This is a genomic window from Sagittula sp. MA-2 (genome assembly GCF_030126985.1).
In the GTDB taxonomy this organism is placed as follows: Bacteria; Pseudomonadota; Alphaproteobacteria; order Rhodobacterales; family Rhodobacteraceae; genus Sagittula.
In genome coordinates this window covers 498,219-513,342 of record NZ_CP126145.1, presented here as the reverse complement: position 1 = coordinate 513,342, position 15,124 = coordinate 498,219, and the positions used below count along the sequence as shown (strand labels likewise).

General features: G+C 68.8%; 16 protein-coding genes. 7 read left to right on the top strand and 9 right to left on the bottom strand.

Features of this window, described 5'->3' with window-relative positions; all coding sequences use genetic code 11:
* Positions 1-210 precede the first annotated feature (210 nt).
* Positions 211-1,539: an amidase gene (locus QNI11_RS02695; RefSeq protein ID WP_283982242.1), complete on the bottom strand. Its 1,329-nt coding sequence runs from the start codon at positions 1,537-1,539 to the stop codon at positions 211-213.
* Positions 1,540-1,632: 93 nt separating this feature from the next.
* Here QNI11_RS02695 and QNI11_RS02690 point away from each other — a divergent pair, with 93 nt between their 5' ends.
* Together QNI11_RS02690 and QNI11_RS02685 are read left to right on the top strand one after the other, a co-directional pair.
* Positions 1,633-2,880 (top strand): UbiH/UbiF/VisC/COQ6 family ubiquinone biosynthesis hydroxylase, encoded by a 1,248-nt coding sequence (locus tag QNI11_RS02690; protein WP_283982241.1) that lies wholly within the window; start codon positions 1,633-1,635, stop codon positions 2,878-2,880.
* Positions 2,881-3,028: 148 nt separating this feature from the next.
* Positions 3,029-3,775 (top strand): SDR family NAD(P)-dependent oxidoreductase, encoded by a 747-nt coding sequence (locus QNI11_RS02685; protein WP_283982240.1) that lies wholly within the window; start codon positions 3,029-3,031, stop codon positions 3,773-3,775.
* A gap of 186 nt (positions 3,776-3,961) precedes the next feature.
* Here QNI11_RS02685 and QNI11_RS02680 read toward each other — a convergent pair whose 3' ends face one another.
* Positions 3,962-5,485, bottom strand: a complete 1,524-nt coding sequence (locus QNI11_RS02680) for a DUF2125 domain-containing protein (RefSeq protein ID WP_283982239.1) — start codon at positions 5,483-5,485, stop codon at positions 3,962-3,964.
* Between the two features lie 129 nt (positions 5,486-5,614).
* Between QNI11_RS02680 and QNI11_RS02675 the strand changes: the two genes are divergently transcribed.
* The 3 genes from QNI11_RS02675 to ade all read left to right on the top strand — a co-directional run bounded on the left by QNI11_RS02675 (position 5,615) and on the right by ade (position 9,079).
* Complete coding sequence (locus QNI11_RS02675; protein ID WP_283982238.1) at positions 5,615-6,379, top strand: SDR family oxidoreductase; 765 nt, start codon at positions 5,615-5,617, stop codon at positions 6,377-6,379.
* Positions 6,376-6,981 carry an enoyl-CoA hydratase/isomerase family protein gene (locus tag QNI11_RS02670; RefSeq protein ID WP_283982237.1) on the top strand — a complete coding sequence of 202 codons (606 nt, stop codon included), beginning with the start codon at positions 6,376-6,378 and terminating at the stop codon, positions 6,979-6,981. The genes QNI11_RS02675 and QNI11_RS02670 overlap by 4 nt, the downstream gene beginning before the upstream one ends.
* Positions 6,982-7,384: 403 nt before the next feature.
* On the top strand, positions 7,385-9,079 hold the full coding sequence (gene ade / locus QNI11_RS02665; RefSeq protein WP_283982236.1) for an adenine deaminase: 1,695 nt from the start codon (positions 7,385-7,387) through the stop codon (positions 9,077-9,079).
* Between the two features lie 59 nt (positions 9,080-9,138).
* Here ade and QNI11_RS02660 read toward each other — a convergent pair whose 3' ends face one another.
* From QNI11_RS02660 to QNI11_RS02650, 3 genes are all read right to left on the bottom strand, one after another.
* Positions 9,139-9,651: a cupin domain-containing protein gene (locus QNI11_RS02660; protein WP_283982235.1), complete on the bottom strand. Its 513-nt coding sequence runs from the start codon at positions 9,649-9,651 to the stop codon at positions 9,139-9,141.
* Position 9,652: 1 nt separating this feature from the next.
* On the bottom strand, positions 9,653-10,045 hold the full coding sequence (locus QNI11_RS02655) for a hypothetical protein (protein ID WP_283982234.1): 393 nt from the start codon (positions 10,043-10,045) through the stop codon (positions 9,653-9,655).
* 199 nt (positions 10,046-10,244) lie between these two features.
* Positions 10,245-11,432, bottom strand: a complete 1,188-nt coding sequence (locus tag QNI11_RS02650; RefSeq protein ID WP_100927991.1) for a lytic murein transglycosylase — start codon at positions 11,430-11,432, stop codon at positions 10,245-10,247.
* A gap of 177 nt (positions 11,433-11,609) precedes the next feature.
* On the opposite strand from QNI11_RS02650, the gene QNI11_RS02645 reads away from it, so the two are divergent.
* On the top strand, positions 11,610-11,975 hold the full coding sequence (locus QNI11_RS02645; protein WP_283982233.1) for a response regulator transcription factor: 366 nt from the start codon (positions 11,610-11,612) through the stop codon (positions 11,973-11,975).
* 6 nt (positions 11,976-11,981) lie between these two features.
* Here the strand turns inward: QNI11_RS02645 and QNI11_RS02640 are convergent, their stop codons facing one another.
* A complete protein-coding gene (locus QNI11_RS02640) occupies positions 11,982-12,971 on the bottom strand; it encodes a glutathione S-transferase family protein (RefSeq protein ID WP_283982232.1) in 990 nt (329 codons plus the stop codon).
* 212 nt (positions 12,972-13,183) lie between these two features.
* Between QNI11_RS02640 and QNI11_RS02635 the strand changes: the two genes are divergently transcribed.
* Positions 13,184-13,378 (top strand): hypothetical protein, encoded by a 195-nt coding sequence (locus QNI11_RS02635; protein ID WP_100927994.1) that lies wholly within the window; start codon positions 13,184-13,186, stop codon positions 13,376-13,378.
* Positions 13,379-13,393: 15 nt separating this feature from the next.
* On the opposite strand, the gene QNI11_RS02630 is transcribed toward QNI11_RS02635, so the two are convergent.
* From QNI11_RS02630 to fmt, 3 genes are all read right to left on the bottom strand, one after another.
* A complete protein-coding gene (locus QNI11_RS02630) occupies positions 13,394-13,630 on the bottom strand; it encodes a GlsB/YeaQ/YmgE family stress response membrane protein (RefSeq protein ID WP_100927995.1) in 237 nt (78 codons plus the stop codon).
* Between the two features lie 5 nt (positions 13,631-13,635).
* Positions 13,636-13,902: a hypothetical protein gene (locus tag QNI11_RS02625; protein ID WP_283982231.1), complete on the bottom strand. Its 267-nt coding sequence runs from the start codon at positions 13,900-13,902 to the stop codon at positions 13,636-13,638.
* A gap of 63 nt (positions 13,903-13,965) precedes the next feature.
* The gene (gene fmt, locus QNI11_RS02620; RefSeq protein ID WP_283982230.1) at positions 13,966-14,877 is read right to left on the bottom strand and encodes a methionyl-tRNA formyltransferase; all 912 of its coding nucleotides are present in this window, start codon (positions 14,875-14,877) and stop codon (positions 13,966-13,968) included.
* Between the last annotated feature and the right edge of the window lie 247 nt (positions 14,878-15,124).

The window sequence follows — 15,124 nt, the reverse complement described above, 5'->3', positions numbered from 1 at the left end:
CGCCGTGGATGGCGCGCATCCGGGCCCCCTGACCGGCCCACCCGCCACGTGCCGCCCCGCCCGGTTGCGCCGGGCGGCCCGAACGATGATCGCCTTTCTGGCCACCGGCGGTTGACACCGGCGCGCCCTCCTGAACCGCATAGAAAAGGGCCCGGCCGTCAAAGCCGGACCCCTGCCAAGATCACGATTCTCCGCAGGTCCCGGGGCGTCTCAGCCCGCCAGCGCCGTCTCCACGCCTTTCGCCAGCCGCAGCACCCGGTGTTCCGCCATCGGCGGCGCCATGACGGAGATGCCGCAGCTCGGCAGACCGGCGGGCAAGGTGACGATGGCACCGCCCAGCAGGTTGCCGATGCGGGTGTTGCGCAGGGTGCGGAGGTTCGCCTTCACGTAGGTCTCGCCCAGTTCCATCAGCGTCGCCGCCTTCTCCGGCAGATTGGGCGCCGTGGGCATCAGCACCCCGTCGAACCCGGCCGTCGCCCGCGCCCATGTTTCCCGCACCGCGCGCAGCCGCTGCCAGGCCGCCTCGAAATCCGGGCCGGAGTGCGACTTCCCGCTCTCGAACCGCTCGCGGATCGGCTGGAACATCAGGTCGGGCCGCGCGTCGATCTCCGCGCCCCAGGTCGCCCAGGCCTCCACCGTGTACAGCATGGCGCTGTCCTTGTTCGGCCCCTCGATCTCCGGGAAGTCGAGCGGCACGATCTCGGCCCCGGCCTCCCGGATCCGGTCCAGCGCCTGCGCGTAGGCCCGCGCGGGCGCGTCGTCGAGGTCGTCCATCACCACGGTCTGCAGGGCCGCGAACCGCCGCCCCTTCAGCGACGTGTCGCCGCGCAGGTCCGGCGCCGGGCTGCCCTCCAGCGCCGACAGAACCAGCGCCGCATCCTCCACCGTCCGGCACAGCGGCCCCACCGTGTCGAAGCTGACGATCAGCGGCACCACCCCCTTCAGCGACAGCCGCCCCGTGGTGGTCTTCAGCCCCACGAGGTCGTTCCAGCAGGCGGGCAGCCGGACGCTGCCGCCGGTGTCCGACCCGATGCCCGCCGCCGCAAGGCCAAAGGCCACCGACGCCGCCGCCCCTGAGGACGAGCCCCCCGCCACCGCATCGGGATCGTTCACGCAGGGCGAGGTCGCGGTCGACGGGTTCAGCCCCAGGCCGGAAAACGCCAGTTCCGACATATGCGTCTTGCCGAGGCATACCAGCCCGTTCAGCGTCGCAGTGCGCAAGACCTCCGCGTCCTGCGCGGGCACCCGGCCCTTGAGCAGCGCCGAGCCCGCCTCCGTCGCGACGCCTGCCGTGTCGTAGAGGTCCTTCCAGCTGATCGGCACCCCGTCCAGCGGATGCCGCCGCAGTTTCAGCCGCGCCCGTTCCGCCGCGGCCTCGGCCTCGGCCATGGCGCGCTCCGGGGTCATCCGGGCAAAGATGCGGTCCTTCAGCGGATGCGCCTCGATCGCGTCGAGCATGTCGCGCGTCAGCCGGACCGGATCGGTCTCGCCGGAGGCAATGGCGCGTCCGAGGTCGGCGGCGCTGGGTCGGTCGGTCATGTCGGGCTCCCTGTCGTGCAGCACCTTGCGGCGGCGGCCATGCCTCCGCCCGGCTCCGGTGCGTCAGGAACAGGAGTAGCGGCGGGAAGGCGCATGGACAATCCCGCGCGGGCCGCCATATTCCGCCTCATGGAACATGACCTGATCATCGTGGGCGGCGGGCTGAACGGTCCGGCCCTTGCCCTCGCCGCCGCCCGCGCCGGACTGACCAGCGTGGTGCTCGACGCCCTGCCCGCGGCAACCCGCAGCGACGACAACTTCGACGGGCGCGGCTACGCTCTGGCGCTGGCCTCGCAGCGGATGCTGGCGGCGCTCGACCTCTGGGACGGGCTGGCCGCCGACGCGCAACCGATGCGCCAGATCAAGGTCACCGATGGCCGCGTGGGCGAGGCGCAGGTCTTTCTCGGCCTGCATTTCGACAGCGCCGAGCTCGAGGAAGGCCCGATGGGCTACATGCTCGAGGACCGCTTCCTGCGCCGCGCGCTCATGGCCGCGACCGAGGCCTCGCCGCTCATCACCCCCCGCGCCGGCGCCCGGGTCATCGCCCAGACCACCGGACCCGAGGGCGCGACCGTAACGCTGGACGGTGGCGAGGTGCTGAAGGGCCGGCTGCTGGTCGGCGCCGACGGGCGGTCCAGCGGAACCGCGGCCCGCGCGGGCATCCGGCGCACCGGCTGGGGCTACGGCCAGACCGCGCTGGTCTGCGCCATCTCGCACGAAAAACCGCACGCGGGCGTGGCCCATCAGCTCTTCCTGCCCTCCGGCCCGCTGGCGATCCTGCCGCTGCCCGGCAACCGCTCCTCCATCGTCTGGAGCGAGACCGAACACCGCGCAAAGGCGATCGACGCGCTCGGCGATGCGGAATACCTGCAGGTCCTGCGCCCCCGCTTCGGCGACTTCCTCGGCGAGATCGGGCTGGCCGGGCAACGCTTCACATACCCGCTGAACCTGACGCTGGCGAACCGCTTCGTCGATACCCGGCTGGCGCTGGTGGGCGACGCGGCCCACGGCATGCACCCCATCGCCGGACAGGGCCTGAACGCCGGTCTGCGCGACGTGGCGGCTCTGGCCCATGTGCTGAGCCACGCCAACGCCCGCGGCGAAGACATCGCCTCAGACCCCGTCCTCGCCCGCTACCAAAGCTGGCGGCGCTTCGACACCGCCTCGCTCGCGGCCAGCACGGACCTCTTCAACCGGCTGTTCTCGAACGACAATCCGCTCCTGCGGCTGGCGCGAGACGCGGGCATGGCGGCGGTCAACGCCGTCCCCGGCCTGCGCCGCGGCATCATCCGCGAGGCCGCGGGCCTGACCGGCGACCTGCCCGACCTGATGCGCGGCTGACCGAACGGGGCGCGGACCAGACCGGCCCCGCCCACGAACATCCCGCCGGCCCGAAGGCATCCGCCGGCGCCCCATCCTGCGACCACGCCCCTTCCCCACCGCGCCGCGCTCTGCTTATCTGCGGCGGTCAACGGGAGGAAAGACACCAATGAAAACCGCTATCGTGACGGGCGCCGCCCGGGGCATCGGGCTGGCCACCACCGACCTCTTCCGCGAAATGGGCTGGCAGGTCGCCATGGTCGACCGCGACCGCGAGGAACTGGAGAAGGTGGCCGCCGACCGCGACAACATCCTCGCCGTCTGCCGCGACGTGTCCAACCCGCAGGAGGTGGACGCCATGATGCGTGACACACTCGCCTGGTCGCCCACCGTCGACGCGCTGGTCAACAATGCCGGCGTGGCGGAATTCGGCCCGATCGAGGACTGCGACTTCACCACATGGCGGCGGGTGATGGAAACCAACCTCGACGGCGTCTTCCTCTGCTCGCAGGCCGCGACCCCGGCGCTCAAGGAAAGCCGCGGCGCGATCCTCAACATCGCCTCGATCTCCGGCCTGCGCGCCTCCACCCTGCGCGTGGCCTACGGCACCTCGAAGGCGGGCGTCATCCACCTGACCAAGCAGCACGCCGCCGAACTGGGCGAATACGGCATCCGTGTGAACTGCGTGGCCCCCGGCCCGGTGAAGACCAAGCTCTCCATCGCCGTCCACAGCCCCGAGATCATCAAGGCCTACCACGATTCGATCCCGCTCAACCGCTACGGGACAGAGCGTGAGCTGGCCGAGGTCATCTGCTTCCTCTGCTCGGACAAGGCCGCCTACGTGACCGGACAGATCGTCTCCGTCGACGGCGGCTTCGACTCGACCGGCGTGGGCCTGCCCGCACTGCGCGGCTGACCCCCTGCTTCTCTGCTGCAAATATACTCCGGGGTGAGGCCGCAGGCCGAGGGGCAGCGCCCCTAAATCCGGTCGCGCCGCAAGGCGAGACCAGGACCTGCCGCGCGGCACGCGCGCCCGCATGACTGCCTGCAAACGAAAAAGGGCGGGGACCCGGCCCCGCCCTTCCAGACACGTGTCAGAGGATCACTTGATCCGCTGACCGTTCGCCAGGATCTGGCCCTGCGCGTTGAACTCGATGGTCGAGGTCGCGGTGTCCGGCTCGGCGCCCGGCACGGTGAACATGCCCAGCATCATCCGCGCGCCCATCGCATCCTGCTCCTGCACGATGCCCATGGCGATCAGCTTGTCGATCAGCCCGTTCAGGCCGGAGACCTGCAGGTTCACCTGGCCCTCGGGGCGCGGCATGCCGTCGAAGGTCTCGAGGTCGGTGTTGTCGAAGGTGAACGATCCCTCGCCCAGCACCTCCGCACCGACCGCGCGCACCACGAGGTCCGACAGCGTCAGCGCGTTCAGCTCGCCCGGCACACCGCCCTGGCTCTCGACCTCCTCGATCGCATCGGGTTCGAGCAGCGACACGAAGGGCGTCACCTCGGCCTCGACATTGGCACCGATGGTCGCCGGATCGCGCGGGAGCGTCTGACCCGGATCGAAGATGTTCCACAGCATGTCCGCCATGGTGAAGTCCGCCAGGAGGATCGACAGGCCCGCAGGCTTCGGCGTGTCCGACTTCGCCAGCGGCACCTCGAGCGAGAAGCCCGCCTCGCCGAAACGCGCGTCGATCGGGAACGGCATGTCGGGCACGGTCATCGACACGGTCTGCCCGACCGCCGACAGCGCATAGGTCATCGAGGCTTCGGACATCGCCATGCCCAGCTCGCCCGATTCCGAGGAAAGCGTGCCGGCCACCGTGTCGGACCCGTCGACGAAGTTGAACTCCGTCGTGCCGCCCTTGTGCGCCATGGTCGCATCCACGGCAAAGCCCGCGGCGAACATCGCGGCCGGATCCTCGTAATCCGAGTTCAGCGGCACGGTCGTCTCGCCCGCCGCGGCCAGGCCGCGCAGGGTGCCCTTCAGCACGCCGGAGGAAGCCGGGTTCTCGGGGTCCTTGAAGGCAAAGTCATAGGAGATGTCGCCATAGGTGACCTCCTGGGTGATCGTCTGCGTGTCGGCGCCCTTCGAGACGTCGGCGGACCCCTCCATCGGACCCATCGAGACGGAGGCCTTCAGCACGTCCGGCGGCAGTTGCTCTTCCGGGCTCTCGATCTCGTCGAGCGTCACGGTCATGCTTTCGGCGCTGTACTCGTAGTGCATGTCGTTCTCGTCGCCCGAGATGTTCATGACCATGCCGCTCTGCGTCATGCCGAGCGTGACCGAGCCCTCCGACGGCTCACCGTCCTCCGAGAAGGTGATGACGATCTGCGAGCTTTCCGGCATCGACAGATCGACCGACCCGTCGCCCTTCGCGGTATAGGTCATGTCCGGCATGGTGACGCCGACGCTGGCGTCTTCCTCCGGGACCGGGACGGTAATGGTGATATCGGTGACGGTCAGCGTGTCGCCGCTTGCCGTCTCGGTCGCCGACACCTCGTAGCCGAAACCGGACATGTAGGATTCGAGGCTGTCCCACGCCTGCTGCGGCGTAATGTCCGCGTAAGCCGGGCCGCTCAGCACGAGCGCCAGGGCAGAGGCGGTAGCGAAGCGTTTCATAATGTACCTTTCTCAGTGACTTTCGTTATCCATCAAAGTCCAGCACCGGGGCAGGTCCGGTCAAGGGGCTGGATTCCCTACCCTTCAGGCTTTACCAGTTTTCCGGGAAACCGGAGCCGGGGGCAAGGCATGGATCAGACAGGACAAGAGCTCGCAGGCAAGGTGGCGCTGATCACCGGCGCAAGCCGCGGCATCGGCGCGGACACCGCACGCGCCTTCGCGGCCGCGGGCGCAAAGGTGGCACTGGTCGCCCGCAGCGCCGAGGCGGTCGCCGATCTGGCGGGCGAAATCGGCCCGCAGGCGGTGGCGGTGCCTTGCGACATATCGCGCTACTGGGAGATGGAGCAGGCCGTGGCCAACTGCCTGACGGCCCACGGGCGGCTGGACATCCTGGTGAACAACGCGGGCGTGATCGAACCCATCGCGCACCTGGCAGAGGCCGACCCGGACGCCTGGGGACAGGTGATCGACATCAACCTCAAGGGCGTCTTCCACGGCATGCGCGCCGCGCTGCCGGTGATGCTGGCCCAGGGCGGCGGCTCGATCCTGACGATCGGGTCGGGCGCGGCACATGGCCCGGTCGAGGCCTGGTCGCACTACTGCGCCTCCAAGGCCGGGGCGCTGATGCTGACGAAGATGGCCCACAAGGAATACGGCGACCAGGGCATCCGCGCGATCTCTCTCTCGCCCGGCACCGTGGCGACGCAGATGCAGCGCGAGATCAAGGCCTCCGGCATCAACCCGGTCAGCCAGCTTGCCTGGGAAGACCACATCCCGCCGGAATGGGTGGCAAAGACCCTGCTGTGGATGTGCTCGGACAAGGCCGACAGCTTCCTCGGGGACGAGATCTCGCTGCGCGACCCCGACATCCGCACGAAGGTCGGCGTCGCGTGATCCGGCTGGACAGGGAGGGCGACCTCTGGGTCGTCACCATCGACCGGCCCGAAAAGGCCAATTCCCTGACCGAAGACATGCTGGAGCGGCTGGCCGGCATCGCCGAGGATGCCCGCGACGCCCGGGCCCTCGTGCTGACCGGCGCGGGCAAGGTGTTCTCCGCCGGTGCCGACCTCGACGCCGCCAAGGCCGGGCTGGCCGTTTCCCCGCTCTGGGAACGGCTCTCCGGCGCGCTGGCCCGCCACCGTGGCCTGACGATCTGCGCCCTGAACGGCACGGTCGCGGGCGGCGCCATGGGCATGTTCCTCGCCTGCGACCTGCGCATCTCCGTCCCGGGCGCCAGGATCTTCTACCCGGTGATGAAACTCGGCTTCCTGCCGCAACCCTCCGATCCCGCCCGCCTCGCGGCACTGGCAGGACCCAGCCGCGCCAAGCTGATCCTGATGGGCGGCGCCAAGGCGACGGTCGAAGAAGCCCTCACCTGGGGCCTCATCGACCGAATCGTCGAAGGTGACCTGCTCGCCGCCGCGCGCGACCTCGCCACCGACACCCTCGCCGCAACCCCGGACCACGCCGCAGGCATCAAGGCCCTGATCCGCTGAGGGCGGCTTCGGATTGCTCCGCAATCCGACCGGCGCGCCCTCCGGGCGCGCAAACCCTCTCGACCACCTGCACCCATCGATGAACAGATCAAGGGTTTCTCCTCGCTTTCGCGAGGCGACCCGCCGGGGGCTCTGCCCCCGCCGCGCCTTCGGCGCGACTCCCCCGAGGTATTTGGACCAAGGTGAAGGGATCGGGGGCATGTCCTCTTCATCTTGGTCCAAATACCTCGGGGTGAGGCCGAAGGCCGAGGGGCGGAGCCCCTTGCGCGCCGGAAGGGCGCGCCTGTCGGAGACCGGGCGAGCTTTCGAAGAAAGCGCGGGCCGGGCTTCGATCCCCCCGGGGCTCTTTTCCCCGGTGGTGGGTCGTGTACCGTGGACCCGAGTCAGGCAGGAGGCGGCGGGCATGGGTATTCTGGAAACGCGCATCGCGCAGGGGCGCGGCGACGAGGTGGCGGACGTCGTGCTGCGTGGCGGCCGGCTGCTGGATCTCGTCACCGGGGAATTGCTCGACGGCGACGTGGCGATCTGTGGCGACCGGATCGTCGGCACGCTCGAGACCTACGAGGGACGTGAGGTGATCGACGTCGGTGGCGCAATCCTCGCGCCGGGCTTCATCGACACCCACCTGCACATCGAATCCTCACTGGTCACGCCGTTCGAGTTCGACCGCTGCGTCGGGCCGCGCGGCGTCACCACCGCGATCTGCGATCCGCACGAGATTGCCAATGTCATCGGTGCAGAGGGCATCCGGTACTTCCAGGAGGCCTCCCTGCACACGCTGATGGACATCCGCGTGCAGCTGTCCTCCTGCGTGCCTTCGACGCATATGGAGACCGCCGGGGCGGAACTCGACGCGGCGGCGTTGCAGGCGCTCATGGGGCACGGGAGCGGGCTGGGGCTGGCGGAGTTCATGAACTATCCCGGGGTGATCCACCGCGATCCGGGCTGCATGGAGAAGCTGGCGCTCTTCGACGGCGGGCATATCGACGGGCATTGTCCGCTGCTCTCGGGACGCGACCTGAACGCCTATATCGCGGCGGGCATCCGGACGGAACACGAGGCGACCTCGGCCACCGAGGCGCTCGAGAAGCTGCGCAAGGGGATGCGGGTGCTGATCCGCGAGGGCTCCGTCTCCAAGGACCTGCACGCCCTGCAGCCGCTGCTGGACGAACGGACGGCGCCCTACATGTGCCTGTGCACCGACGACCGCAATCCGCTTGACATCGGCGAGCACGGCCACCTCGACTACATGATCCGCGAACTGATCCGGCTGGGGACGCCGCCGCTGGCGGCCTACCGTGCCGCGACGCTGTCGGCGGCAGAGGCGTTCGGCCTGAAGGACCGCGGGATGATCGCCCCGGGCAAGCGGGCGGACATCGTGGCGCTCGGCTCGCTCGAAGCCTGCGATGCGCGCATGGTCATGGCGGGCGGCGTGGTCCTGTCGGACGCGGCCTTTGCCGCGCGGCAGGTGATCGAGCCGGTGGGGCGCGGGTCGGTCAGGGCACCCAGGGTCAGCGCCACGGACTTCCGCCGCCGTGGCAACAGAGTGGAGACCGACGTGATCGGCATCCGCGAGGGCCAGATCCTCACCGACCACCTGCACGAGGACATCGCGATCGCCGATGGCGACAAGGCCCCGGACACCGGCCGCGATCTCGTCCGCATCGCGGTGGTGGAGCGGCATGGCAGAAACGGCAACATCGCCACCGGCTTCGTCAGGGGGTTCGGGCTGAAGGCGGGGGCCATCGCCTCCACCGTCTGTCACGACCACCACAACATCGCCTGCGTGGGCGTCTCCTACGAGGACATGGCCGTGGCCGCCAACCGGCTGGGTGAGATCGAGGGCGGGTTCGTCGTCGTCCGGGACGGGATCGTCCTGGCAGAACTGGCGCTGCCGGTGGCGGGCCTGATGTCGCTTGAGCCGTTCGAGGTGGTGCGCGACACGCTGGAAGACCTCCGCGCGGCTGCGAAATCGCTGGGCGTGACGCTGGAGGAGCCGTTCCTGCAGCTGGCCTTCCTCGCGCTGCCGGTGATCCCCGCCCTGAAGATCACAGACCGGGGCATGGTCGACGTGGTGAAGTTCGAGATCATTTCCTGACCGCGCCCCGGCCCGGGGCGGGAGGCGGCGCAAAGCCCCGCCCTACGAACCGCTGCGCCTCAATGCAGGTTGCGCCAGATCCCCCGCAACGGACCGGCCATGCCGAGGATCGGGTCGGTCTCCGGCAGCGGCACGCCGGCGATGGCGGCGCAGTCGCCTGCCTGCATCTCGCCCTTGCGGCGGGTGCTGTAGCCCTCCTGCCCCGGCGGATAGGCGCCGCAGATGCGGAAGTCCTCCGACTGAGACACGCGGCAATGGCCCGTCCCCGCGGGCAGGACCAGCGCGTCCCCGGCCTCTACCGCAACCGTCCGGCCGCCGGGACCGCCCAGTTGCAGCCGGGCAGAACCGCTTGCCACGGCCAGCGCCTCGTGTGCGTCGGGGTGGTAATGGTGGTATGGGAAGACGGTGTAGACCCATGTGCCCCTCCAGCCGTTGGCCTTCAGCATGGCGCAGGTTTCGTCCGGCCCACCGCTGTCGAAGGCGCCCTTGTAGAGCACAACCGGCAGCTCCGGATTGTTCGGCACGTCGTCCGACGGCGCCAGGGCGATACGGGTAATCGTCGGTTCCGCCATGTCAGGTACACCTGTTGTACACGAGGGGATCGGATACGGTTGCACCTTCCACGTCGCGGCGGATGAGGGTCTGGCCGTCGGCTTGCAGGTCGAAGAGGAACTCCGAGCCCCAGGTCTGCCCCTCGCCGCTTGCGGCAAAGGAGGCGCGCAGATGATCCGGCCCGGCCTCCGTCACCCGTTCCAGCCTGTGGCGGCTTTCATAGAAGGTGAGCATGGTGGGCCCGATCCCGAGGAAACCCTTGGCATCGGCGCGGGTCGGGTCGCAGTCGGCAGGGTTGATGCCCCAGCGCCCCTGGAATGCGGGCGGTATGTCGTCGGGCAGCACCGTGTCCTGCGGCAGGCAGGCGGCCAGCACCGGCAGCACGAGCGCCATGGGCAGAAAGCGTGCGATCATGCGGGACCCGGGGTGCGGACGCGCCGCGGGGCGTCGTCCTCCACGAGGGTGCCGCAGAACAGGGTTCGGACGAGATAGCGTATCATGCCGGCAAAACGCCGGCGGGGCGCGGCGGTTCCAGCGTCGTCGTTCAACTCTCAGATGAACCGCGCGCCCCCTGCAGGATCGAACCCCGGTCAGATGGCGCGCGCGGCCCGTATCAGAGCCGGTTCAGCAGCGTCGCGGTCGGCCATGCGTCGGCGGGCAGGCCCAGTTCCTTCTGCACGTCCCGCACCGCGTTGCGCGTGCCGCTGCCGAGGATGCCGTCGATCTCGCCCACGTCGAAGCCACGCTCGGCCAGCTTGCTCTGCAGCAGCTTCATCTGGTCGCCGGACAGGCCCGGTTCCGGGTTGCCGGTCTCGTAGGGTTCGGCGCCCATCAGCCGGGTGCCGAAGTAGGCCGCCGTCAGCACGTAGGTAAAGCTCTGGTTCCACTCGAAATAGACCCGGAAGTTCGGGTAGGCGATGAAGGCCGGGCCCTTGCGCCCCTGCGGGATGATGATCGACGCCTCGAGCCGCCCATCGTCCAGTTGCCCGCTGCGTGCGCGCACGCCAAGCTGCTCCCACTCCGCCACGGTCTTGGTGGTCTGGAGCCCGGTCTCGTACCAGTCAAGATCCTCCGGCAGCACCACTTCCTGCAGCCACGGCTCGTTCGGGCGCCAGCCGAGGTGCGACAGCATCTTCGCCCCGGACAGGAGCGCGTCCGGCGGCGAGGTCTTCAGCGAGACATGCCCGTCGCCGTCGCCGTCCACCCCGTTTTCGAGGATGTCCTTCGGCAGCATCTGGACCATGCCGATTTCCCCGGCCCAGGCGCCGGTGGTCGTCGCCGGGTCGAAGTCGCCCTGTTCGTACAGCGTCAGCGCCGAGAAGACCTGCGGGCGGAAGATCTCCGGGCGGCGGCAATCGTGCGCCAGCGTCACCAGCGCGTTCGCGGTGTTGAAGTCGCCCTGGTAGCCGCCGTAATCCGTTTCGAACGCCCAGAAGGCCAGCAGGACGCCCGGGGCGATGCCGTATTCACTTTGTATGCGGTCGAAGACCTCCGACCACTGCCGCGCCTTCTGCAGGCCGGTGTCCAGCCGGTTCTGGGAGATCAGCTTTCTCGAAAACGTGATGAACGGGTCCTGAAAGATGCCCTGGCGACGATCCGCCTTCAGCACTGCCTCGCTTTTCGAGATGCCGGAAAAGAACCGTTCGACCGTCGCGGGATCATGCCCTTCGGCCACCGCCTGGTCCTTAAGCCCCTGCACGAAGGACGAAAAGCTGCCGCCGCAGGGCACGTCCTGTGCAGAAAGCGGGCCGGACAGGGCCGTGGCCGCAAGGACCAGGCCAAGAAGGGTGTTGCGTCGCATGAAGCCTCCCGAGCGTGCGTTTCGCGGCAGATTACCAACTGGACCGCCATGAGCAAGCAGCCTGCACCCGCGGCCCATGCGGCACCGCAGCGTCAATCGGCAGATCTTTACCGGTTCTTCACCATTATGAACGCATACTGGAAGGGCCGCACCGGTAGCCCCGTCCGGGAGATTAGGATGAACGTCCTCATTCTGGAACACAACGCAGAGCTGGCCCGGCTCTGGTCACGCCACCTCGAAAGACGTGGCGCCACGGTGACCTGTGCCACCGGGCTGGATGCCGCCGTCGCCGCGCTGGAGGACAGCCGGTTCGACATCCTCCTGCTCGACATCGAATGCGCGGACGGGGCGGCGCTGACCGTCTCCGATCTCGCCGCCTACCGCGACCCGAAGGCGCGGGTGATCTTCGTCACCGCGTCGCGCTTCTTTTCGGACGGCTCGCTGTTCAGCATCTGCCCCAACGCCTGCGCCTACCTGCCCAGCGGCACGCCCGCCAAGGACATCGCCGACATGGTGGAACACTACACGCCGATCCGCGCCTGACGGCCCTCAGGCGGCGGCGAGGTCGTCGCGGCCGTGGGGCTCGGAGAAGTCCAGCCGCGGCCCTGTCGGGATGATGCGGTGCGGGTTCACCGTGTCGTGGCTGTAGTGGTAGTGCCGCGAGATGTGATCCATGAACACCGTGTCCGCCACGCCCGGCCACTGGAACAGCTCGCGCGTGTAGGCCCAGAGGTTCGGGTAATCGACGATCCGCGCGCGGTTGCACTTGAAGTGCCCGTGATAGACCGTGTCGAACCGCACCAGCGTGGTGAACAGCCGCCAGTCGGCCTCGGTGATCCGGTCGCCCATCAGGTAGCGCTTGCCGGTCAGCCGCTCTTCCAGCCAGTCCAGACTGTCGAACAGCGGATCGACCGCCGCGTCGTAGGCGCTCTGCGTGGTGGCGAAACCGGCCTTGTAGACGCCGTTGTTCACGGTGTCGTAGATCCGGTCGTTCACCGGCTCGATGTCGTCGCGCAGGTGCTCCGGCCAGTAATCGTCGGTGTTGCCGGTGATGCCGTCGAAGGCGCTGTTGAACATGCGGATGATCTCGGAGCTTTCGTTCGACACGATGGTCTCGCGCTGCCTGTCCCAGAGCACCGGCACCGTGACGTGGCCGCTCGCGTTGCTGTCGGCCTTGGTGTAGATCTCCCGCAGGAACGGCTTGCCGTAAAGCGTGTCGCCCGTCGATCCGGCAAAGCCGGTGTCGAAGGTCCATCCGTCCTCGAGCATGTCGGGATGCACCACGTTGACGGTGATCAGGTCCTCGAGCCCCTTGAGCTTGCGGAAGATCAGCGCGCGGTGCGCCCAGGGACAGGCGTAGGAGACATAGAGGTGATAGCGCCCGGCCTCCGCCTTGAAGCCGCCCTCGCCCGAAGGCCCCGGCGCGCCGTCCGGCGTGATCCAGTTGCGATAGCCGGTGGTGGTCCGCTTGAAGGCCCCGTCCGGATCCTTCCCGTATTCCCACCCCGATTTCCATTCTCCGTCGACAAGTCTGCCCATGGTGTCCTCCTGTGCGTTACACCAGAGCTAGAGCGCCCGCGCCCCGAGGAAAATCCTTGGCCCCGCAGGGCGGGGGTGCACCTGCGCACATGAACGCCTGCCCAAGCGGCCTTTGCGTGCCGCCGCACAATTTCATCGGCGACAGCCCTTCCCGTGTTAACCTTGGTTTACGAATCGTTAACCAGTCCCATTTCAACGAAGGTTATTGTCCGATGAAACTCGCGATCTTGATGTTCGCTGCCGCGCTCCTCCTGCCGATGGCACAAGGCGCCCAGGCCCATGACCTGGTGACACCCGCCACCCCGCAGATCTCCACCCCGGGACCGGAACACGGTGGCGGATGCCGCAAGGACTCGCCGCGCGGCCAGTGCTGCCATGCCGGCTCCAAACCGTACCACTGCCACTGAGGCCCGGGCGCGGCGTCAGCGCCGGCTGATCCAGTGCCAGAGGCCGATCAGCAGGAGCGCGCCCAGCGTCGCGCCCACCAGCCCCGCGGCCATCCCGGTCAGCACCAAAAGGAACCGCAGCACCAGCCCGCCCAAGAGCGCTCCGAGGATGCCGATGCTGATGGTGGTGACGATGCTCGTCTCCATCCCGAGGATGCGGGTCGCGATGAACCCGGCTGCGGCACCGATGATGACGAGGAAGACAAGCGACACGGGGCCTACCGCCTCCGATCGCCGCGCCGTCCGACGCGGCCACGGTAATGCGTCGGCACGATCAGCAGGGCGCCGATGGACGACACGATGGCGTTCAGCCCCGGGCTGCGGAAGCCAATGCCGAACATGATCTGCACGAAGTAGAACAGGAAGGCGCCGCCGATGCAGATGATGATCGACGGCAGGATGCCGTTCCGGGTGAACCCCGTCTTCTCCGACGCGTATCCGATGATGCCCGCGATCACCACCGTGCCGATCAGGACTGGAAACATGAGCAGGACTCCTTTGCGCAGACTATGGGGGCTCGCCGCGCGGCTGCCAAGTCCCGCCTGACCTCAGGTGCCGAACGCGGTGCCCTTCGGCAGCGGCAGGCCGTTCAGGAAGGTCTCCGCGTCCTGCGCCGACCTTCCCGCCCTCTGCGCCTCGGTGACGCGAAGGGCGCCGGTGCCGCAGGCGACGGTGAACCGGTCGTCGAGCGTCGTGCCCGCCGGTCCCTCCCCCGCGGCAGGCAGCGCGGCCAGCAGCTTCACCCGGTCGCCATTCAGCGTTGTCCATGCGCCGGGAAAGGGCGACAAGCCGTTGATCTGCCGGACGATCGTGGCGGCATCGCCGGACCAGTCGATCGCCGCCTCCGCCTTGTCGATCTTGCTGGCATAGGTCACGCCCTCCTCGGGCTGCGGAACGGGTACGAGGTCGGGCAACCGCTCCAGCGCCTCGACGATCAGCGCCGAGCCGATCAGCGACAGCCGGTCGTGCAACTGGCCGGTGGTCTCCCCCGGCGCGATGGGGGTGGCCTTGCGCAGCAGCACCGGGCCAGTGTCCAGCCCCGCCTCCATCTGCATGATGCAGACGCCGGTCTCCGCATCGCCCGCCATGATCGCCCGATGGATCGGCGCCGCCCCCCGCCAGCGCGGCAGAAGCGAGGCATGGATGTTGAGACACCCGTGCTCCGGCGCGTCGAGCACCGCCTGCGGCAGGATCAGCCCGTAGGCCACGACCACCGCCACCTCGGCCCGAAGCCCCGCAAACGCCTCCTGCGCCTCGGCGGATTTCAGCGACACCGGATGCCGGACAGGCAGCCCCAGCTCCGCCGCGCGCGCATGCACGGGCGTGGGCCGGTCCTTCTTCCCCCGCCCCGCCGGGCGCGGCGGCTGGCAATAGACACAGACGACCTCGTGCCCGGCCTCGACCAGAGCATCGAGCACCGGCACCGAAAACTCCGGGGTTCCCATGAAGACCAGCCGCATCGAAATCTCCTTCCGGGCAAGAGGCGGCGCAAAGCCCCGCCCTACATCACGCGGCCCTGCTTGGCCCATCGCCCGCGCCGTGACAAGCCGATTGCCGGAAGGGGGCTCCGCCCCCCGGCCTGCGGCCTCCCCCCGAGGTATTTCGACAAGGTGAAGCGAAAGGCGCGCGCTGCCCTTCATCTTGGTGCAAATACCTCGGGGGAGCTGCGGAGCAGCGGGGGCGGAGCCCCATCGCGCCCGAAGGGCG